The organism is Pseudomonas sp. AN3A02, assembly GCF_011765255.1.
In the GTDB taxonomy this organism is placed as follows: Bacteria; Pseudomonadota; Gammaproteobacteria; order Pseudomonadales; family Pseudomonadaceae; genus Aquipseudomonas.
On sequence record NZ_JAARNI010000001.1, the window covers coordinates 305,046 to 324,163 of the forward strand.

The 19,118-nt window shown below is 60.0% G+C and carries 20 protein-coding genes; 11 read left to right on the forward strand and 9 right to left on the reverse strand.

What is annotated here, in order from left to right; genetic code table 11:
• The first annotated feature begins 46 nt into the window (after positions 1-46).
• Positions 47-811 (forward strand): LuxR family transcriptional regulator, encoded by a 765-nt coding sequence (locus HBJ59_RS01515; protein WP_076017282.1) that lies wholly within the window; start codon positions 47-49, stop codon positions 809-811.
• Positions 812-906: 95 nt separating this feature from the next.
• Complete coding sequence (locus HBJ59_RS01520) at positions 907-1,839, forward strand: proline iminopeptidase-family hydrolase (RefSeq protein WP_167662595.1); 933 nt, start codon at positions 907-909, stop codon at positions 1,837-1,839.
• 115 nt (positions 1,840-1,954) lie between these two features.
• Here HBJ59_RS01520 and HBJ59_RS01525 read toward each other — a convergent pair whose 3' ends face one another.
• Positions 1,955-3,466, reverse strand: a complete 1,512-nt coding sequence (locus HBJ59_RS01525) for a nucleobase:cation symporter-2 family protein (protein ID WP_167662596.1) — start codon at positions 3,464-3,466, stop codon at positions 1,955-1,957.
• Between the two features lie 172 nt (positions 3,467-3,638).
• On the opposite strand from HBJ59_RS01525, the gene HBJ59_RS01530 reads away from it, so the two are divergent.
• Positions 3,639-4,589 (forward strand): LysR family transcriptional regulator, encoded by a 951-nt coding sequence (locus HBJ59_RS01530; RefSeq protein ID WP_076017279.1) that lies wholly within the window; start codon positions 3,639-3,641, stop codon positions 4,587-4,589.
• 144 nt (positions 4,590-4,733) lie between these two features.
• Positions 4,734-5,567 (forward strand): nucleoside-binding protein, encoded by an 834-nt coding sequence (locus tag HBJ59_RS01535; protein WP_167662597.1) that lies wholly within the window; start codon positions 4,734-4,736, stop codon positions 5,565-5,567.
• Here HBJ59_RS01535 and punC read toward each other — a convergent pair.
• Complete coding sequence (punC, locus tag HBJ59_RS01540) at positions 5,564-6,757, reverse strand: purine nucleoside transporter PunC (protein ID WP_076017277.1); 1,194 nt, start codon at positions 6,755-6,757, stop codon at positions 5,564-5,566. The two genes, HBJ59_RS01535 and punC, sit on opposite strands and share 4 nt — an antisense overlap.
• A 122-nt stretch (positions 6,758-6,879) precedes the next feature.
• Between punC and punR the strand changes: the two genes are divergently transcribed.
• Positions 6,880-7,809: a DNA-binding transcriptional activator PunR gene (punR, locus tag HBJ59_RS01545; protein ID WP_076017276.1), complete on the forward strand. Its 930-nt coding sequence runs from the start codon at positions 6,880-6,882 to the stop codon at positions 7,807-7,809.
• Positions 7,810-7,870: 61 nt separating this feature from the next.
• Here the strand turns inward: punR and HBJ59_RS01550 are convergent, their stop codons facing one another.
• The gene (locus HBJ59_RS01550) at positions 7,871-9,040 is read right to left on the reverse strand and encodes an aspartate aminotransferase family protein (RefSeq protein ID WP_167662598.1); all 1,170 of its coding nucleotides are present in this window, start codon (positions 9,038-9,040) and stop codon (positions 7,871-7,873) included.
• A 103-nt stretch (positions 9,041-9,143) separates the two neighbouring features.
• Between HBJ59_RS01550 and HBJ59_RS01555 the strand changes: the two genes are divergently transcribed.
• Complete coding sequence (locus tag HBJ59_RS01555) at positions 9,144-10,049, forward strand: LysR family transcriptional regulator (RefSeq protein WP_167662599.1); 906 nt, start codon at positions 9,144-9,146, stop codon at positions 10,047-10,049.
• Here the strand turns inward: HBJ59_RS01555 and HBJ59_RS01560 are convergent.
• Positions 10,046-10,669 carry an HAD family phosphatase gene (locus HBJ59_RS01560; protein ID WP_167662600.1) on the reverse strand — a complete coding sequence of 208 codons (624 nt, stop codon included), beginning with the start codon at positions 10,667-10,669 and terminating at the stop codon, positions 10,046-10,048. The two genes, HBJ59_RS01555 and HBJ59_RS01560, sit on opposite strands and share 4 nt — an antisense overlap.
• A 100-nt stretch (positions 10,670-10,769) precedes the next feature.
• Positions 10,770-11,963, reverse strand: coding sequence for an enoyl-ACP reductase FabV (gene fabV, locus HBJ59_RS01565; RefSeq protein ID WP_076017272.1), 1,194 nt, complete (start codon positions 11,961-11,963; stop codon positions 10,770-10,772).
• A 384-nt stretch (positions 11,964-12,347) separates the two neighbouring features.
• Between fabV and HBJ59_RS01570 the strand changes: the two genes are divergently transcribed.
• A complete protein-coding gene (locus tag HBJ59_RS01570; RefSeq protein ID WP_167662601.1) occupies positions 12,348-13,172 on the forward strand; it encodes an aspartyl/asparaginyl beta-hydroxylase domain-containing protein in 825 nt (274 codons plus the stop codon).
• A 147-nt stretch (positions 13,173-13,319) separates the two neighbouring features.
• Positions 13,320-14,693, forward strand: coding sequence for a nucleotide 5'-monophosphate nucleosidase PpnN (gene ppnN, locus HBJ59_RS01575; RefSeq protein ID WP_003218868.1), 1,374 nt, complete (start codon positions 13,320-13,322; stop codon positions 14,691-14,693).
• 1 nt (position 14,694) lies between these two features.
• Here the strand turns inward: ppnN and HBJ59_RS01580 are convergent, their stop codons facing one another.
• Positions 14,695-15,087 carry a RidA family protein gene (locus HBJ59_RS01580; RefSeq protein ID WP_167662602.1) on the reverse strand — a complete coding sequence of 131 codons (393 nt, stop codon included), beginning with the start codon at positions 15,085-15,087 and terminating at the stop codon, positions 14,695-14,697.
• A 115-nt stretch (positions 15,088-15,202) separates the two neighbouring features.
• On the opposite strand from HBJ59_RS01580, the gene HBJ59_RS01585 reads away from it, so the two are divergent.
• Both HBJ59_RS01585 and HBJ59_RS01590 read left to right on the forward strand, forming a co-directional pair.
• Entirely contained in the window at positions 15,203-15,340 is a 138-nt protein-coding gene (locus HBJ59_RS01585) for a hypothetical protein (protein WP_167662603.1), read from the forward strand.
• A gap of 89 nt (positions 15,341-15,429) precedes the next feature.
• Positions 15,430-15,804 (forward strand): hypothetical protein, encoded by a 375-nt coding sequence (locus HBJ59_RS01590; protein WP_076017269.1) that lies wholly within the window; start codon positions 15,430-15,432, stop codon positions 15,802-15,804.
• A 15-nt stretch (positions 15,805-15,819) separates the two neighbouring features.
• Here HBJ59_RS01590 and HBJ59_RS01595 read toward each other — a convergent pair whose 3' ends face one another.
• Together HBJ59_RS01595 and HBJ59_RS01600 are read right to left on the reverse strand one after the other, a co-directional pair.
• Positions 15,820-16,149 (reverse strand): YXWGXW repeat-containing protein, encoded by a 330-nt coding sequence (locus HBJ59_RS01595; RefSeq protein ID WP_167662604.1) that lies wholly within the window; start codon positions 16,147-16,149, stop codon positions 15,820-15,822.
• Between the two features lie 157 nt (positions 16,150-16,306).
• Positions 16,307-17,206: a DMT family transporter gene (locus tag HBJ59_RS01600; protein WP_167662605.1), complete on the reverse strand. Its 900-nt coding sequence runs from the start codon at positions 17,204-17,206 to the stop codon at positions 16,307-16,309.
• 97 nt (positions 17,207-17,303) lie between these two features.
• Here HBJ59_RS01600 and HBJ59_RS01605 point away from each other — a divergent pair, with 97 nt between their 5' ends.
• Positions 17,304-18,152 (forward strand): LysR family transcriptional regulator, encoded by an 849-nt coding sequence (locus tag HBJ59_RS01605; RefSeq protein ID WP_076017267.1) that lies wholly within the window; start codon positions 17,304-17,306, stop codon positions 18,150-18,152.
• Here HBJ59_RS01605 and HBJ59_RS01610 read toward each other — a convergent pair.
• Positions 18,149-19,045, reverse strand: coding sequence for a LysR family transcriptional regulator (locus HBJ59_RS01610; protein ID WP_256670779.1), 897 nt, complete (start codon positions 19,043-19,045; stop codon positions 18,149-18,151). The genes HBJ59_RS01605 and HBJ59_RS01610 overlap by 4 nt on opposite strands.
• Between the last annotated feature and the right edge of the window lie 73 nt (positions 19,046-19,118).

Genomic DNA, 19,118 nt, shown 5'->3' on the forward strand with positions numbered 1-19,118 from the left:
CTACTTGCAGCAAGACGAGATTCAAACGAATTCGGGAGCAGAACGGATGCTGGCCAGGTTAACTGCCTTTAATGACCGTCTCATCCCCGGCAGGAGCCTGGATGAACAGATGGACAACACCCTCGTATTGGCCCAGGACCTGGGTTTTGATGCGCTGGTCTACGACTACACCCCCGTGCCCATTGACCATAATGGTGCACTGATCACCCCTTCTGTGCTGCAACTGCGCAATACGCCGCCAGACTGGTACAGCTTGTGGTGCAGTTCCGGTTTTTATCAGATCGATCCGGTGCAACACCTCGCACTGTCGACGGTTTCACCGTTTGTCTGGTCCTACGAGGCCAAGGCCGACACCGCGCTGCAAAAGATCATCGACCCCTGCCACGCCCCCGTTTCCAGCTACCTGCACGACCAGCAGATGACCTGCGGCGTCAGCGTTCCGATCCATTTGCCCCGTGGCGGCTTCGCCTCACTGACCGGCCTGCGCACCGGCAAGGCCAGCACGGTGCTGGAGGATGCCCGTCAGACCCTGTCGGATTTCAACCTGATTACCCACGCCTTGCAGGAAGCGGCCTACCCGCTTTTCAGCAAGGAACTGCGCTCCTACCCGCACATCCGTCTGACCAAACGCGAGCGCGAGTGCCTGAAATGGGCTGCCGACGGCCTGACCGCCGCCGAAATCGCCACGCAATTGAGCCGCTCCCTGGCCGTTGTCACCCTGCACCTGGCGTCGGCCATGCATAAGCTGGGGGCCAAGAACCGGGTACAAGCGGTCGTGCGAGCCACCCATTACCGGTTGCTGGAAGACTGATCCAAAGGCAAAACCTAGCTGTTTTGCTAGTTACTTAAACTTTCTGTGCCGACTATCGTGTGCCTGATCACTTTTTTCTCAGGGCAGGGCACGAAATGGAATTCATCGAAACCATCCGCGAAGGCTATGCGGCTTTTCGCGACTACCAGACCTGGTATCGGGTCACCGGCGACCTGGACAGCGGCCTCACGCCACTGGTCATCCTCCATGGCGGCCCGGGCTGCACCCATGATTATGTCGACGCCTACAAGGACGTGGCTGCCAGTGGCCACGCGGTCATTCACTACGACCAACTGGGCAACGGCCGCTCCACGCACCTGCCTGAAAAAGACCCTTCGTTCTGGACCGTGGGCTTGTTCCTGGAAGAACTGGACAACCTGCTGGACCACCTGCAAATCAGCAATAACTACGCAATCCTGGGTCAATCCTGGGGCGGCATGCTCGGCAGCGAACACGCCATCCTGCAACCCAAGGGTCTGCGTGCGTTTATCCCGGCCAACTCGCCGACCTGCATGCGGACCTGGGTCGCCGAGGCCAACCGCCTGCGCAAGTTACTGCCTGAAGGCGTGCACGAAACCCTGCTCAAGCACGAACAGGCCGGCACCTACCAAGACCCCGAATACCTGGCCGCCTCGCGGATTTTCTATGACCAGCACGTATGCCGGGTCAATCCATGGCCGGAAGAAGTCGCCCGCACCTTCGCCCAAGTGGATTCGGACCCGACGGTGTATCACGCCATGAGCGGCCCGACGGAGTTCCATGTGATTGGCAGTTTGAAAGACTGGAACGTGATTGGCCGGCTGTCGAAGGTCAATGTGCCGACCCTGGTGATTTCCGGCCGGCATGACGAGGCCACGCCGCTGGTGGTCAAGCCGTTCCTGGATGAGATTGCCGATGTGCGCTGGGCGCTGTTCGAAGACTCCAGCCACATGCCGCATGTTGAAGAGCGACAGGCGTGCATGGGGACGGTGGTGCAGTTTTTGGATCAGGCCTGCTCTGTTCCCCACAAAGCACTCAAGACTGGCTGAGATCAAAATGTGGGAGCGGGCTTGCTCGCGAATGCGGTGATTCAGTCAACCTATCAGCGACTGACACACCGCATTCGCGAGCAAGCCCGCTCCCACATTTGAGGCGTTGTGACTATTACACCTCGCTGGTCTGCGCCCTGCCCTGCACCACCGCTTTCTTCGGCACGTCTGCCAGTAACGGAATCTCCTTGCCCTCGGCATCAAACAACTTGCCGCCGCTGAAGTAATCCCCGTCCCGCAACGCCGCCACGTCCTGGAAGCACAGGCTGCGCTCAGTCCCGGCAACAAACACCGACTGCTGATCCGAGTTGCCGGTGGTGAAGTGGTTAAACGCCAGGTTCAACAGGATCGCCATGATCGCCGACGAACTGATCCCCGAATGGAAAATAGTCGCGAACCAGCTCGGGAAGTGATCGTAGAAACTCGGTGCCGCAATCGGGATCATGCCAAAACCGATGGAAGTGGCGACGATGATCAGGTTCATGTTGTTGCGGTAATCAACCTTGGACAAGGTCCGGATACCACTGGCTGCCACTGTGCCGAACAGCACGATCCCGGCCCCGCCCAGCACTGAAGTCGGTACCGCCGCAATCACCCGGCCCATAAATGGCAGCAGGCCGAGGATCACCAGGAATATCCCGCCGGTAGCGACCACATAGCGGCTCTTGACCCCGGTCACCGCCACCAGCCCGACGTTCTGGGCAAAGGCACTTTGGGTAAACGAGCCGAAGATCGGTGCAAACATGCTCGACAGCATATCCGCGCGCAAGCCATTGCCGAGGCGCTTGGAGTCGACTTTGGTGTCGATGATTTCACCCACCGCGAGAATGTCCGCCGAGGTTTCCACCAGCGTCACCATCACCACGATGCACATGGAAATGATCGCCGCCAGATGGAAGGTTGGCATGCCGAAATGGAATGGTGTGGGAAAGCCGAACATCGGGCCCTGGGTCACGCTGGAGAAGTCCGCCATGCCGAGGAACACCGCGATCACCGTACCGATCACCATCGCCAGCAGGATCGACAGCCGCGAGATGGTCGCGCTGCCGATCTTGCTCAGCAACAACACCAGCACCAGGGTCAGCGCCGCCAGGCCGATGTTCGGCATGCTGCCGAAATCCGCCGCGCGGCTGTTGCCACCCATGGCCCAGCGAGCGGCGACGGGCATCAGGGTCAGGCCGATGGTGGTGATCACAATCCCGGTGACCAGCGGCGGGAAGAATTTGGTTATTCGCGAAAACACCGGGGTGATCAGCAAGCCGATCAAGGACGCAGCCATCACCGCCCCGAGTATCGCCGGGATACCGCCCGCGCCGTCGCTGCCGACGATCGCCACCATGGTCGCCACCCCGGCAAAGGACACCCCTTGCACCAGCGGCAACTGGCAGCCGAAGAACGGCAACCCCAGGGTTTGCAACAGCGTGGCGAGGCCACCGGCAAACAGCGAAGCGGCGATCAGCAAGCCAATATCCGCCGGCGACAACCCGGCAGCCTGGCCGACGATCAACGGTACGGCCACGATGCCGCCGTACATGGTGAGCACATGCTGCAGGCCGTAAGCCATGTTGGCTGCGACGCCGAGATTCTCATCTTCTGGCCGCTGCGGTGACGCCTTCGGGATAGTCATGGTGAGGGGTTCTCTGTTTTTGTTGTGCGCTCACTGTATGCAATAGAAAGATTGGATGTCCATAGAGTTGTATACAATCAATTTCACAAAGAGACCTCCAACGGCGTTACAAAAACCCATTCAGCCGCCCTGCCCCGTGGCTCGAAGTGCTGCGCACAAGGACTTGAAAAAAATGCTCAACCGCAAGCTGCGCATCCACGCTCCGGCGATTTACTACTTCGACATGGTTCGCCGTTGCCACTCGATCCGCGAAGCCGCGCGCCGCCTGAACGTGGCGTCTTCGGCGGTGAACCGGCAGATCCTCAAGCTGGAAGACGAAGTGGGCGCGGCGCTGTTCGAACGTTTGCCCGGCGGGCTGCGCCTGACGGCGGCCGGCGAGATCCTGACCCGTCACGTGAGTGTTCTGTTGCAGGATGTGGAGCGTGTGCGCGGCGAACTCGATGGCTTGAACGGCGTGCAGACCGGCCATGTGGAAATCGCCACGGTGGAAGGCGCCACCGTGGAACTGCTGCCCGCCGCCCTCAAGCGCATGCGTGAGCGTTATCCGAAAGTCACCATTGGCGTCACGGTGCAAGGTTCGCAGTCGATTCCCGGTGCGGTGATCAACGGCCAGGCTGACTTGGGGCTGGCTTTTGCGTTACCGCGCAGCAGCGAAACCATCCAGGTGTGTGTCGGCCATTTCCGCCTGGGTGCGCTGATGACACCGGGGCATCCATTGGCCGGCGAGGCGTGCGTGAGTTATGCACGTTGCTGTGAACATGGGGTGATCCAGGCCAAGAGCGAACTCTCGGTTCATCACCTGATCGCGCCGCTGCACAAGCGTTCGGCGGCGGCGAACAAGCCGCTGCTGCAAAGCAATTCGATGGAGCTGGCCCGGCAACTGGCGCGCCAGCAACTGGGCATCGCGTTCCAGACACGCATCGGCGTGGAGGCTGATTTGGCCCGCGGCGAACTGTTGCACATCCCACTCAGCGACCAGGGCGGGATCTTCAGCGACCTCGGCTTGTACGCCCGCAAAGACCGGGACTTGCCGATGGCGGTGCAAGCCATGGCCCATCTGCTCAGTGAAGAAATCAGCTTGCGCGAACATCAGGAAACATCCTCGGCGCCACGTATTTCCTGACTCTCAGGCCAGCTTCAGTGCTGCCGTTTCGGCATCGCCCCAGGCGAGATTCTGTTCTTTGGAACCCGCAAAGGATGTGCAGATACTGCGCCCGACGACCCTTGCGCGGTCGCCATGAGCCAAAACGCCAAAGGAATTAAAACAATGAAAAAGGCACTGCACGGCGCAACCGTATTACTCACACTGTTCGGCGGCGGGGAGGCTGTCGCGCTGGAATGGATGAACAACAGCGTAGGATTTCGCTACGGACAGCAGTTCACCAATCCGAACAACCCGGACGACTTCAGCAAGCGCATCTACAGCTTCACCCACGCCAGCGGCTACCAGTACGGCAGCAACTACCTGAACCTCGATGTGTTCCTGTCTGACAGCCGCGACCCGCGCAAGGGCACCGACCACGGCGGCAGCGAAGTGTATGCCGTGTACCGGCACCAGCTGTACGCCTCACGGGTATTCGATGTGCCGCTGGGCACCGGGGTGATCAAGGATTACGCGCTGACCTTCGGCTTTGATGCCAACCGCAACAACAACATGGCCTCGGCGAAAAAACGTGCGCTGGTGATTGGCCCGACCTTGAAGTTCAACACCGTCGGCGTGCTGGACCTGAGCCTGATGTACTACAAGGAAAGGAACCATTCCGGCATCCCCGGTGCAAAAGAACCCGACCACACCTTCGACGATACCTACATGCTCAACCTGACCTGGATGCGGCCTTTCGAGATCGGCAACCACGGGGCGAAGTTTCAGGGGTTTATCAATCACGTCGGGGAAAAAGGCGAGGACTTCCATGGCCGCGACACCGCGCCGGAAACCCTGATGCGCGCCGCGCTGATGGTGGCGGTGCGGCCGGGAAAAAGCGTCAAGCCGAACCTGTACCTGGGAGTGGGTTACGAGTATTGGCATAACAAGTTCGGCGTCGACGGCGGCCGGGGCAGCCGCACATCAACGCCGACGGTGAACATGGAAGTGACGTTCTAGCGGGCGCGCACCAGGTCGGCATCCGCATCGTCAACCTTCGGCCGCGCCATCCAGTAGCCCAACACGGCCAATGGCGCGGTCGCCAGCATCACGATCGCGGTGATCAACAGCGGCTGGTCGATCATCGACGACACAATCAGGCTCCCGAGAAAGCACAGGCCCAACTGCAAGGTGTTCTGCAAGGCTGCCGCTTTGCCGGAATTTTCCGCAAACGGCATCAGCGCATTCGCCACCACGATCGGATAGCTGGCGCCATTGACCAGCGCCATCAGGCAGAACGGAATCAGCAAGGTGGCGAGCGTCGGCACCGTCAAGGTCGCGACCAGGTACAACGCGACCATGCTGATGCAGTACGCCAGCAGCAACCACGGCAACAAGGTCTTGCCCTGGAACCGCTGCAACGCGCTGCGGCAACTGTAGCCACCGATCAGGAACGACAGCGTTGGCAGCACGTAGCTCAAGCCAATGTCATTGGGGCTGTAGCCCATGCCGCCGAGGATGAACGGCGAGGCGGTAAGCCAGGCGAAGAAGCTGGCCGAGCATGCGGCGAAGATCATCACGTTGCCGGTGAACACCCGCGACTTGAGCAGTTGCCCATAGCCGAGCCGGGAAGGTTCGGCATCGGTTGTCAGGCGTTTCGGCAGCGGCCGGAGAAACAACGTGGGCAGCAGCAGGAGCAACGACACCACCAACAACACACCGAAGATCGCCTGCCAGCCCCAATGATTCAACATCAGCGCCCCCAGCAGTGGCGCTAGGGCCGGAGACAGTGACATCAGCGGCATGATGCCGGCGAACACCCGATGGGCCTTGTCCGCCGGGTAGCGGTCGATCACCAGCGCTTGCCAACTGACGGCGGCGGAGCACACGCCAATCGCCTGGACAAAACGCAAGGCCAACAGCTGCGGCGCGGTCTCGACCCAGAACATGCCCAGGCAACCCAGAACAAACAGGGAAAGGCCGGTGAGCAGGACCGGCTTGCGCCCAAGCCGGTCGGACAACGGCCCCCACAACAACTGCCCGACGGCGAAGCCGGCGAGGAAAATACTCAGGCTTGCGCCCACGGCGCCGGGGGAAATTTGCAGTTGCTCGCCCATGGCGCCAAACGCCGGCAAGTACATATCCATGGCCAGATAGCCGAGCATGCTCAGCCCCGCCAGGTACCAGGTGAATCCAAAAGAATTTTTCATTGAAGCCTTGTATAAACTGCCATCAAACTATTTGCTGACTGGCGCCTATTATGAAGCTGAGCATTTCCCTGTGAAGCGATAATAATTGAACGCTCTTATCAATATTTTTGAAGGCAACTTTCATGTGGTCTGAATATTCCCTCGATGTGGTGGATGCGGTAGCCCGCCACGGTAGCTTCAGCGCCGCCGCCCAGGAACTGCACCGCGTGCCGTCGGCCATCAGCTATACCGTGCGGCAAATCGAAGAATGGCTGGCGGTACCGTTGTTTGTCCGACGTCATCGAGACGTAGAGCTGACGCCCGCCGGTAAATTGTTCGTCGACGAGGCCCGGGGCGTCATGAAAAAAATGCTCGGCACCCGTCGGCTATGCCAGCAAGTGGCCAATGGCTGGAGCGGTCAGTTGAAAGTCGCGGTGGACTCCATCGTCAAACAGCAGCGCTGCCGGCAACTGGTGCTGGATTTCTATCGCCAGTTCCCGGAGGTGGAATTGCTGATGGAATACGAGGTGTACAACGGCGTGTGGGATGCCCTGGCCGATGACCGTACCGACATCGTGATCGGCGCCACCAGCGCGGTACCGGTGGCCAGTCATTTCACGTTTCGCGACATGGGCCTGTTGAACTGGCTGTGCGTGGTCAGCAGTCGGCATCCGCTTGCGTCCGTAGAAGGCCTGCTCAGCGATGACCAGTTACGGCCCTTCGCCTCCCTGTGCATGACCGACACCTCACGCAACCTGCCCAAGCGCGACACCTGGACCCTGGATAACCAGCGCCGGTTGGTGGTGCCGCATTGGGCTTCGGCGATTGATTGCCTGCGGGATGGCCTGTGCGTCGGCATGGCGCCGGCGCACCTGGTGCAGCCATGGATCGAGCGTGGCGAGTTGAGCGCCCTGCAACTGTCCCGGCCCTTCCCCGCCAGCCCGTCGTGTGTGGCGTGGGCGCAGAACAAACTGTCGCCGGCCATGGCGTGGTTGCTGGATTACCTGGGGGATACCGAGACCCTGAACCAGGAATGGCTGAACGGGGTGCAGGTGGGCTCCGGCTACCCCTGATCGTTCCCACGCTCTGCGTGGGAATGCAGCCAGTGACGCTCCGCGTCAGCCTCATCCATGTCTAGTCCAGCAACCGGGAAAGCGCACGCACGATCATTTCCACCTCCTTGCCATCGATAGTCAGCGGCGGCAGCAGGCGAATGATCTTGCCCCGCGTGACGTTGATCAGCAGGCCATGCTCTTGCGCCGCGCGCTGGGCCAGGTCGCGGTGAGGTGTTGCCAGTTCGATACCGATCATCAGCCCTTGCCCGCGAATCGCCAGCACCCGGGGATGTTCGCTCAACTCCACCCGTAGGCGCGCCAGGAGCCGCTCGCCCTGTTGCGCCGCGTTGTACAGCAGGCCTTGTTCTTCGATGATTTCCAGCACTGTACAACCCACGCGACAGGCCAGCGGGTTGCCGCCAAAGGTGCTGCCGTGGCTCCCGGGCGTGAACAGTTGCGCAACAGCAGCCCGGGCCAGGCACGCGCCAATCGGCACGCCGTTGCCCAGGCCTTTGGCCAAAGTCATCACGTCCGGCACGATGCCTTCATGCTGGAAGGCAAACCAGCGACCGGTGCGGCCGATTCCGGTCTGGATCTCATCGAGCATCAACAACCAGCCCTGCCGGGTACAGTGCTCGCGCAAGGCTTTCAGATAACCCGGCGGCGCGACTTGCACGCCGCTTTCACCCTGGATCGGCTCCAGCAGCACCGCGACAATGCGCGCACCAAACTTCTGGGTCACGGCTTCCAGCGCCTTCAAGTCACCAAAGCCGACCTTGATGAAATCCCCCGGCAACTGTTGAAACCCTAGCCGCACGGAAGGTCCGTCACTGGCGGACATGGTGCCCAGGGTGCGCCCGTGAAAGGCATTCTCCATCACCACCACCAGCGGCTGTTCGATGCCCTTTTTCCAGCCATGCAGACGGGCCAGCTTCAGTGCCGTCTCGTTGGCTTCGGCACCGGAGTTGTTGAAGAACGCCTGGTCCAGCCCGGAAAGCTCGGTCAGTCGTTGGGCCAGCCGCTGCTGCCAGTCGATGCTGTAGAGGTTGGAGGTGTGCAGCAGCAAGCCCGCCTGTTCACTGATGGCCGTCACCAGGCGCGGGTGGGAGTGACCGACGTTGGTCACCGCCACACCCGCCACGGCGTCCAGGTATTCGCGACCCTGCTGGTCCCACAGGCGCGTGCCAAGGCCACGGGTAAAGCTCAGGGGCGACGGTTGATAAGTGGTCATCAGGCAGGCGGCGGTCATGGCATCAGGCTCCAGTGCATCGTAGTGATGGCGCCAGTATCGTTAGCCATCTGAGCTGGATAAACTGCATAAATCTGCAATCACTTTAAACCAGGACTTGATAATGGATCTGTTCCAGGCGATGACGGTGTACGTGAAAGTGGTGGAAGCCGGCAGCATGACGGCCGCCGCGCAGTCCTGCGGCATGTCCACCACCATGGTCGGCAATCACCTGCGTGCCCTGGAGCAAAGGCTGGGCGTCAGCCTGCTCAAGCGCACCACACGCAAGCAAAGCCTGACGGAGTTTGGCGGCCTGTATTATCAGCGTTGCCTGGAAGTGCTGGGGTTGGTGGCAGACTCTGAGCAAATGGCCGAACAAGCCAACAGCGACGTGCCCAAGGGCCTGCTGCGGATCACCGCACCACCGGCTTTTGGCACCGAGCGCCTGGCACCCGCACTCAGCGAATTTTCCCAGCGCTATCCACAGATCAAGCTGTACGTGGTGCTGAGCAATCAACGGATGGACATGGTCGACAGCGGCTTTGACGTGGCCATCCGCTTGGGCGAGCTGGACGCTCCAAGCCTGATTGCGCGCCCCATGCAGGATTACACCATCACCCTCTGCGCCTCTGCGGAATACCTGGCGCGACGTGGCACACCTCAACGCCCCGATGATCTGCAGCAACATGACTGCCTGGCGTTCGCTTACCCGGCGACCGACGATTGGCGCAACGCCGACAAGTTGTGGCGAATGCGCGGCGCAGAGGGCGACGTGGAAATCCCCGTTTCCGGCTCGTTGACCATTAACAGTTCGCAGGCCTTGCGCCAGGCTGCACTGGAAGGCATGGGCATCGTGATGCTGCCTGACGCCTTGGTCGAGCCAGACTTGCGGGCCGGGAAACTGGTGGCATTACTGACGGACTACCAACTGCCCAGCCGACCAATGCACTTGCTCTACGCCCAAGACCGTTATCGCCTGCCCAAGCTGCGGGCATTTGTGGATTTCGTCATGGAGAAGTGGGCGCGCTAGAGGTCCACCCCGAGTTCGCGCAAGCGTTCGCGGGTCTGCGCGGCAGATACGTGGTGAATCCCTTGCCAGCCAAGCGCAATGGCCGCCTCGATATTGCCGGCCACGTCGTCAATAAACACCACTTCCCCCGGCTGGATATCCGGCAGATGGGCGCGCACCTGCGCCAGGCTGGCGTGGTAGATCGCGGGATCGGGCTTGATCAACTTGATTTCGCCGGACACCACGATGTCGCGAAAATACTGCAGGAACGGGTAGTTGGCACGGGCATAGGGAAAGGTTTCGGCGGACCAGTTGGTCAGGCCGAACAGCGGCATCTTCGCCTCATGCAAGGCTTCGAGGATCGCCACGCCCTCAGGCAATGAACCACGCAGCATCTCGTGCCAGCGGTCGTAGTACGCCTGGATCAGTGGTTCATGCTGCGGATGTTCGGCAATCAGCGTGCGGGTCGCCTCGGCCAGGGTGCGCCCGGCGTCCTGCTCGGTGTTCCAGGCCTGGGTGCAGACGGTGTCCAGGAACTGCTGGCGCTCATGGTCGTCGGCAATCAGCTGGCGGTAGAGATGGTGCGGGTTCCAGTCGAACAGGACACCGCCGAAATCGAAAACGACTGCACGAATCGTCATGAAGATCCTCCGTTAGCGTGGGTGTGATAACGGCCTCAGTCTGGCATGACGCGCACAAAAAAGCGGCCCCTGGAGGCCGCTTTTTCATTACCCGAAGCGCTTAAGCCTGAACCAGGCCCTTGATCTTCACGGTCGGATTGACGTCAGCGTCGTAGTCCACGCCGTCGATCTCGAAACCGAACAGGCGCAGGAATTCTGCCTTGTAGCCGGCAAAATCGCTGATCTCGTTGACGTTGTCGTCAGAGACCTGATTCCACAGGGCCGCTACCGCGTCTTGAACCTTCGGCTCAAGTTCCTTCAGGTCGGCACGCAGGCGGCCGTCGGCGTCGAGCTTGGGCTCTTTGCCATACAGGCTGTCCTTGAACAGGCCATAGACCTGTTCGATGCAACCTTCGTGGGTGCCCTGCTCTTTCATCACTTTAAACAGCAGCGACAGGTACAGCGGCATGATCGGGATCGCCGAGCTGGCCTGGGTCACCACAGCCTTGAGTACCGACACACGGGCGTCGCCCTTCAGTGCAGCCAGGTTGTCGCGCAGGGTCAGGACTTTCTTGTCGAGGTCCTTCTTGGCTTCGCCGATGGAGCCGTTCCAGTAGATATCCTGGGTCAGTTTCTCGCCGAGGTAGGTGAACGCGGTGGTCTTGGCGCCTTCGGCCAACACGTCGGCGTCACGCAGGGCGTCGATCCACAGCTGCCAGTCTTCGCCGCCCATGACTTTCACGGTGCCGTCGATTTCTTCCTGGGTAGCCGGCTCAAGGGTGGTGTCGACCACGATGCCCTTGTCGGTATTGATACCGCGCAGGGTCACGGCCTTGCCGATCGGTTTCAGAGTGGAGGTGTGCACCACGCCTTGCGGGTCGGTACGGCGTGGCGCGGCCAGGCTGTAGACCACCAGGTCGATCTTGCCCAGGTCTTTCTTGATGGTTTCGATGGTCAGGCGCTTGATCTCGTCGGAGAACGCATCGCCGTTGATGCTCTTGGCATACAGGCCTTTTTCCAGCGCAAACTTCTCGAAGGCGGCGCTGTTGTACCAGCCGGCAGAGCTGAGCTTGCCTTCTTCGCCTTCTTTCTCAAAAAACACACCCAGGGTGTCAGCGCCGCAGCCAAAGGCAGCGCTGATGCGCGCGGCCAGGCCGTAGCCGGTGGAAGCCCCGAGGACCAGCACCTTTTTCGGGCCGCCTGCGATGGCACCGTGTTCGGTCACGTAGTCGATCTGCTCTTTGACGTTCGCTTCACAGCCAACCGGGTGAGCGGTCACACAGATAAAGCCACGAACCCGCGGTTTGATGATCATAAATTTCTGCCTCTTCCAAGGTGCCGAAGGCCAATGGTGGCCATTACAGCGTCAATCGTACCGGTCTATGACGTCCGGAAAACCGAAGCGTCACGATAGTCGCAAATCTTCTGTTCACAAAATGCTATCCGCAACACCGCCGACCTGGCCATCCGCCGAGGTATTTTAGGGGGACAACGGTAAAAATCTGTGCAGCGACTTCACAAATTTCCAGCATTTAAAACGCCACGTCAGGGCGATAACACCCTATCATGACCATATTATTTCGATATGTTTCAGCTCAGGCATGATGCCCAACGGGTTGACTGACTCCTTTGCCTGGCCTGCCAGTCAATCGCGGACGGTTTTGAAGCAATCGAAAACCGCCCGATGGAGCCCAGTTTCATGAGTAAGAGTGTCATCCGCAAACGCCTGGCGTCCGCCGCCTGGGTCCTTGGCGTATTGCTGTTCATTTATTGCTTCCCGCGTACCACCCTCGTGTTTCTGCTGTTGGTGGTGTTCTGCGGGCTGTACGACTTCCTGCGCAATGGCCTGTACGACGGCCCGACCATCAAGAAGTACTTCGTCGGCAACGGCCGCAATACCTGGCTGCTGGCACCGTTCAACACGCTGTTTGATTTGTTGAGCCTGCGCAATCGCCACGTTTACAAGATGAACGACCTGCCGCCAGCCTGGCGCGAAGACCTGCAAAAGGTGATCGACGACGCCATGGCCAACAAAGACGAAATCATCCAGTACCTGGATGAGCGCATGGCCGAGAAAAAACGCGGCATGCTGTTTTTCCAATGGTACGGTCGCCCGATCGAGACCACCCTGGATATCCCGCAACTGCGGGAAAAACTGCCCTACGTGAAAACCATCGGCGTGTCGGTATTCAACGAAAACCGCTCCACCTCGTTTCACTTCGGCCCGCTGCGCATGATGTTCCGCGTGCTCTACAACATGGCACCGGCGCCCCATCACGACGGCGTGTACATCCAGGTCGGCAAGCACAAGCACTACTGGCACGATGACCCGCTGTTTATCTTCGATGACACGCTGATGCACGCCTCCTTCAACAAGAACGACGCCAAGCGCTACTGCCTGTTTATCGATATCGTGCGGCCAACCCTGGTGCCGTCCTTGCTTAACGGCCTGATCGCGGGCTTTGCCGGAGCGGTCTTTACCTTGCGGCGGTTTTTCTACAAAAACTGGAAGCTGATTCAGTAACTTCTGCGGCATGATGGTGCGCGACGGTGTTTGCGCTCGGCTCCAGTGCCGGGGAAAATGCCAGTCCAATGCGACCGAAAACGGCGCGCACTATCCTCAAGCCACGGGCCTTCCATGGTCCGGTGGCTGTGCTTTCAGGGAATCAGAATGCCCCAAAGACAAGTCATCAATGCCTCCGTAAGCCCTAAAGGCAGCCTCGAAACGCTGTCGCAACGTGAAGTCCAGCAACTGAGCGAAGCCGGTACCGGCAGCATCTACACCCTCTTCCGTCAATGCGCCCTGGCCATCCTCAACACCGGCGCGCACATCGACAACGCCAAGACCATCCTCGACGCCTATAAAGACTTCGAAGTGCGCATCCACCAGCAGGACCGCGGCGTACGCCTCGAACTTCTAAACGCACCGGCCGACGCCTTCGTCGATGGCGAAATGATCGCCAGCACCCGGGAAATGCTGTTCAGCGCCCTGCGCGACATCGTCTACACCGAAAACGAACTGGACAGCCAGCGCATCGACCTGAGCAGCTCCCAGGGCATCACCGACTACGTGTTCCACCTGTTGCGCAACGCCCGCACCCTGCGCCCGGGCGTCGAGCCGAAGATCGTGGTGTGCTGGGGCGGGCACTCGATCAATACCGAAGAATACAAATACACCAAGAAAGTCGGCCACGAACTCGGCCTGCGCAGCCTCGACGTGTGCACCGGCTGCGGCCCCGGCGTGATGAAAGGCCCGATGAAGGGCGCAACCATTTCCCACGCCAAGCAACGCATTACCGGCGGGCGCTACCTGGGCCTGACCGAGCCTGGGATCATCGCCGCCGAGGCGCCGAACCCGATCGTCAATGAGCTGGTGATTTTGCCGGACATCGAAAAGCGCCTGGAAGCCTTCGTGCGCGTCGGCCACGGCATCATCATCTTCCCGGGCGGCGCCGGCACCGCCGAAGAGTTCCTGTATCTGCTGGGCATCCTGATGCACCCGGACAACCGCGACGTGCCGTTCCCGGTGATCCTCACCGGGCCGAAACACGCCGCGCCGTACCTGCAACAGTTGCACGCGTTCGTCGGCGCAACCTTGGGTGAAGCAGCGCAGGCCCACTACCAGATCATCATCGACGACCCGGCTGAAGTGGCACGGCAGATGACCGTCGGTTTGAAAGCGGTCAAACAGTTCCGCCGCGAGCGCAACGACGCGTTCCACTTCAACTGGCTGCTGAAGATCGACGAAGGCTTCCAGCGCCCGTTCGACCCGACCCACGCCAACATGGCCAGCCTGCAACTGAGCCACGCCCTGCCGCCCCATGAACTGGCGGCCAACCTGCGCCGGGCGTTCTCCGGGATCGTGGCGGGCAACGTCAAGGACAAGGGCATCCGCTTGATCGAGCAGAACGGGCCGTATGAGATTCATGGCGACCCGGCGATCATGAAGCCGCTGGACGAGTTGCTGAAGGCATTTGTGGAGCAGCACCGGATGAAACTGCCGGGCGGCGCGGCGTATGTACCGTGCTACCGCGTGGTGCAGTGAGTCAGCGCTGAACCGCTACGCACTTGATCTCCAGCAGCAAGCCCGGATTGGCCAGTTCTGATACGCCAATGACCGTCCAGGCGCACAACCCTCGCGGGAACAGGCGGTTTTTCACTTCACGGAAAACCGCCATGTGTTCGCTAAGGTTCACGTGGTAGGTGGTCATGTCGACCACGTCTTCGAAGGTACACCCACCCTCCTCCAATACCAGCCGCAGGCTCTCCCAGGCTGCGATGAACTGCGCCTCGGGGTCGGCGATGACTTCCAGATTTTCCGTGCGGCCGACCTGGCCTGCGCAGTACAACGTCTTGCCGACTTTTACCGCAGGAACGTAGCCGGCGCGCTCGACGATGGGGTGCATGGAGGTGGGGATGATGAGGTGGCGGTCGGTCATATGCTGTATCTCTTTGAGCTGCAGTATTCGATGCTGGAAAGAAAGCGGTTGGGCTATCTTTTTACCGCCTGGCGATACTCAGCGCATCCAAAACTTTGCCCAAGGAATCTGATCAATGAACAGCAAACCTGCCCCTCAACCAAAAAACGTCAGTGTTCAAGCGCTGAAAGGTTTGATTCGCTGCCCCGATAAACCGATCAGCATCGATCAGATGACACAAGCCTGCGCCAAACAGGCGTCAAAATCCTCCTAGCTGGCTGGAACTCTCGTTCACGGTTCGCGTAACCTTCGGCCTATCCGCGTCATACACATGACGACTGACCCAAATCTGGAAGAACCAAAGTGCGCAAACTCACACTACTTTTCCTGACGCTGATCCCCACTCTCGCCCTCGCCGAATCCATCACCTGGCCCGACCTGCCCGTCACCTGCTTCGTCAGCGGTCGTTCCGCTACCAGCCAGGATGTGGACACCGGTTGTGCCGCGTTTCTGATCAATGTGAAGGGCAAGCCGGCAGGCACGCCGATCAAGCTGGATATCCCGCAATACGCGATGCATGTTGACGAAGGCACAGGCAAGGAAACACCGGTGATCCTCATCCAGGCGGAAGAGAACGGTGATGTAAAAGCCGTGGGTTACAAGGAGCTCGGCACCGGCCAGTTGGGCGCGGCGCTGCTCAGGGAAGTTCGGCTTCTGGGTACGAAGAAGCCGATTTAAGCCAATGGAAAACGGTCAGCGAACCCAACCACCGCCTTGCCAGTGATAGCCATCATTGCGCTGTACCCAGTGCGGATGCACGTAGCGATAACCCGGTCGCTCCGGCTCCCAGTGACCATGCACCGCCACATACCGCCCGCCTTCCCAACGCCAGTAGCCACGCGACCACAGGTAACCTTGCCGCCCTTCCGGCTCGACCTCGATGACCTGCACCGGCGGCGGTTGCGGCGCGACGACTTCTACATATTCACGCTGCACCGGTCGTCGATCATGCACGACCCGCTCCTCTACACACCCGGAAGCCGCGACGACCAGAGCCGCCAATGCCGCATAACGTAACAACATACAGAATCCTCGGGCGTCACCGCCCAGCGTTTACACCAGTAAAAATGCCCCCTTGCTCCAGCCGCGCTCCTGCTTGGCTATAAGACTTTTTAACAGGTGCCAACTGTCAGATTGCTGAACCCACGGGCGGACGGCAGGTAAAGAAAAACTGACCTTTTCAGGATGTACACGCTACGGCCGGTTGTTTCAAACGCACCAAAATCAGCCCCGCCACCACCACGGCGATACCTATGTACGTGGAGGCATAAATCACATCGCCAAACATCAGTGCGGCCCACACCAGTGTCACCGGCGGTTCCAGGTACACCAATGCCGCCACATGGGTGGCTGTCATGACCCGCAGCAACATCCACAAACTCAGGTAAGCCACGAAGGTTGAAAACACCGTCAGCCAAATGATGGAAACCAACACATTGGGAGCCCGGGGAATGCTCAGCGTATCGGTGTACAGCACTGCCGCCGCAAATCCGATCAAGGTCAGCAATGCCTGAATAAACAGCGCCAGGCTGAGGTTACCGGACTGAGTCTGGGCCGACCGGCGTTCGTACAGCGTGGCCACGGTCAGACCGAGCGCCGACACCAGGGGCAGTAAATACATGACCAACCCGACTTCGGCTCCGCTGTTTCGGTACTGACCCACGATCACAATCGACACGCCGGCGAAACCGATCATCAACCCCAGCCATTGCCAGCCACCACTGCGCTCGGCCACGCTGCCCGATGACAGTGCCGCCGTCATCAATGGCTGCAATGCGGCGATGATCGCCGCAATCCCCGGCGGCAAGCCGTTCTGGATCGCCACGTAGACACAGGTCAAATACAGAAACTGCGAGAGGAAACCGACCACCGCGTGATGGCGGATCTGCGCCCAGGAAACCTTCAGCAGTCGCACGTTCAAAAACAGCGCCAGGCACAACGACACCAATAAAAAACGCCAAAACAGCACATTGAAAATACCGTCACTCTGGGTCGCCAATTTCGCGCCGATAAAGCCCGAACTCCAAGACAGGACGAACACCATCTGTAACAGCAGCAGCCCTAAGATTGATCGTTTCATTGAGCCTCCGGTTCGCTTGATTGACCAAAAGGCTAAGTGCCGCGCATGATTCTGTATATTTGAATAAGCCGCACCACTAATCCTGAAAAGTGGAATCATGAGCAAACAACTGAACATCGATCTATTGCGTACCTTCCACGCCGTTGCCCGCTTTCAGCGATTCAACGAAGCGGCCAATCACGTGCACCGCAGTGCTTCGACGGTGACCACGCAAATCAAAAAGCTCGAAGATCAGGTCGGCCAACGCCTGTTCAGCCGCAGCAACCAAGGGGTTGAGCTGACCATGTACGGCAAGAAACTTCTGGGTGAAACCACCGAGTTTCTCAAGAGCCACGACCGCTTGCTGGCCTCGCTCACGCCGCAACGCATGCAGGGCAAAATTCGCCTGGGCCTACCTGATTCATATGCCCCGGACTTCATGCAGGACTTTCTGCCCCGCCTGGTCGTCGACAACCCACTGTTGGAGCTGGAGGTAGAAGCGCGCTCCAGTGGCGAACTGCTGACGTTGTTCAGCAGCAAGCAGCTGGACCTGGCCCTGATTGTCAGCGCCCAGCCCTTGGAACAAGGCGAGCGCCTGGGGGAAATCCAGCCGCTATGGGTCGCCGCCGAACACTTCAGCTATCCACCGCAGGCGCCGCTGCCGATTGCCGTGCAACTGTCAGGTTGCCCCTATCGCGCCGCAGCGATTCGGGCCCTGAAGGAGCACGGCACTTACTATCGGGTGCTGCTGGAAAGCGCGAGTTCGCCGGCCGTTGAAGCCTGCATCCGCAGCGGGATGGCGGTGGGTTTGGTGGAAGAGAGCCGGATGGGCAAGGGATTGACGCGAGTGATCGCCGGGGCAGAATTGCCGCCGTTGCCGGTGCATCATCTGTATTTGCTCTGCGATAGCAGCAACCTGTTAGCGCTGCATGTGTATGAACAAGTCAAATCCGGCTACAGCGTTTAGGGCGGGCCGAAACGCAGCAGCACTGCGTCGATAAATCGCCGCAGCTTAGCGGTGCGCTGGCGGTTCGCGGTGTAGAGCAGATGCATCTGCCGGCTCGGCGCCTCGAAGTCCGGCAGCAGGCGTACCAGTTCGCCGCTGTTCAAGGCCGAACGTAAAAAATCCTCAGGCCCGAGCACAATCCCAAAACCATCCCGCGCGGCAGACATCAGGGCCCGGCTTTCATTCACGTGCAGGCGGCTGGCGACCTGCGCCTTGTGCAACACGGAGCCTTGGTAGAACGACCATTCGCGATCAGCCGGGCGTGACCAGTAGGCGTATCCCAGGCACTCGTGGTGTTCGAGGTCTGCGGGCGTCAGCGGCGTACCCCGCTCGGCCAGGTATTTCGGCGCCGCGCAAACTACCAAGCGGTAAGGCTGCAGCGGCCTGGCGGTGAGGCTGCTGTTCGCCAGCGGGCCGATGCGAAACGCCACCTCGTAGCCCTCCTCCACCAGGTCGACAAACCGGTCGGTCAGGTGCAGGTCGATTTCCACCTCGGGGTTGTCCCGTAAAAATTCGGTCACCAGTGGCATCAGGCTGTAGGAGCCAAAGGTCACGGGAGCGCTGATTTTGAGTTTGCCCCGCGGCGTGTCATTCATGATTTGCGCGAGGGAATCCGCCGCCTCTGCTTCCGTCAGGATATGTTTGCAACGCTCGTAGTACGCGCTCCCCAACTCCGTCAGGCTTTGTCGGCGCGTGGTGCGGTTGAGCAAGCGCGCGCCCAGGCGCCGCTCCAGGGCCGCCACATGCTTGGCCACCATCTGCGGCGACATTTCCAGGCGCTCGGCGGCCCGGGCGTAGGACCCCAACTCGGCAGCCATCACAAAGGCACTCATGCTTGAAAGGCGGTCCATCATTCACTACTCCCAGTAACAACACCAAGACCAGAACGGCCATTTATCCTCATTCAGTAGCCAATCATCATAACGG

Bases quoted from the DNA above. Each gene is read 5' to 3' on its own strand.
- HBJ59_RS01560 (WP_167662600.1), bottom strand. From the start codon at position 10,669: ATGACGATTCGTGCAGTCGTTTTCGATTTCGGCGGTGTCCTGTTCGAC.
- HBJ59_RS01525 (WP_167662596.1), bottom strand. From the start codon at position 3,466: ATGACTATCCCGAAGGCGTCACCGCAGCGGCCAGAAGATGAGAATCTC.
- HBJ59_RS01535 (WP_167662597.1), top strand. From the start codon at position 4,734: ATGAAAAAGGCACTGCACGGCGCAACCGTATTACTCACACTGTTCGGC.
- punC (WP_076017277.1), bottom strand. From the start codon at position 6,757: ATGAAAAATTCTTTTGGATTCACCTGGTACCTGGCGGGGCTGAGCATG.
- HBJ59_RS01515 (WP_076017282.1), top strand. From the start codon at position 47: ATGCTGGCCAGGTTAACTGCCTTTAATGACCGTCTCATCCCCGGCAGG.
- ppnN (WP_003218868.1), top strand. From the start codon at position 13,320: ATGCCCCAAAGACAAGTCATCAATGCCTCCGTAAGCCCTAAAGGCAGC.
- fabV (WP_076017272.1), bottom strand. From the start codon at position 11,963: ATGATCATCAAACCGCGGGTTCGTGGCTTTATCTGTGTGACCGCTCAC.
- HBJ59_RS01585 (WP_167662603.1), top strand. From the start codon at position 15,203: ATGAACAGCAAACCTGCCCCTCAACCAAAAAACGTCAGTGTTCAAGCG.
- HBJ59_RS01570 (WP_167662601.1), top strand. From the start codon at position 12,348: ATGAGTAAGAGTGTCATCCGCAAACGCCTGGCGTCCGCCGCCTGGGTC.
- HBJ59_RS01555 (WP_167662599.1), top strand. From the start codon at position 9,144: ATGGATCTGTTCCAGGCGATGACGGTGTACGTGAAAGTGGTGGAAGCC.
- HBJ59_RS01550 (WP_167662598.1), bottom strand. From the start codon at position 9,040: ATGACCGCCGCCTGCCTGATGACCACTTATCAACCGTCGCCCCTGAGC.
- HBJ59_RS01580 (WP_167662602.1), bottom strand. From the start codon at position 15,087: ATGACCGACCGCCACCTCATCATCCCCACCTCCATGCACCCCATCGTC.
- HBJ59_RS01530 (WP_076017279.1), top strand. From the start codon at position 3,639: ATGCTCAACCGCAAGCTGCGCATCCACGCTCCGGCGATTTACTACTTC.
- HBJ59_RS01520 (WP_167662595.1), top strand. From the start codon at position 907: ATGGAATTCATCGAAACCATCCGCGAAGGCTATGCGGCTTTTCGCGAC.
- HBJ59_RS01600 (WP_167662605.1), bottom strand. From the start codon at position 17,206: ATGAAACGATCAATCTTAGGGCTGCTGCTGTTACAGATGGTGTTCGTC.
- HBJ59_RS01605 (WP_076017267.1), top strand. From the start codon at position 17,304: ATGAGCAAACAACTGAACATCGATCTATTGCGTACCTTCCACGCCGTT.
- punR (WP_076017276.1), top strand. From the start codon at position 6,880: ATGTGGTCTGAATATTCCCTCGATGTGGTGGATGCGGTAGCCCGCCAC.
- HBJ59_RS01595 (WP_167662604.1), bottom strand. From the start codon at position 16,149: ATGTTGTTACGTTATGCGGCATTGGCGGCTCTGGTCGTCGCGGCTTCC.
- HBJ59_RS01610 (WP_256670779.1), bottom strand. From the start codon at position 19,045: ATGATGGACCGCCTTTCAAGCATGAGTGCCTTTGTGATGGCTGCCGAG.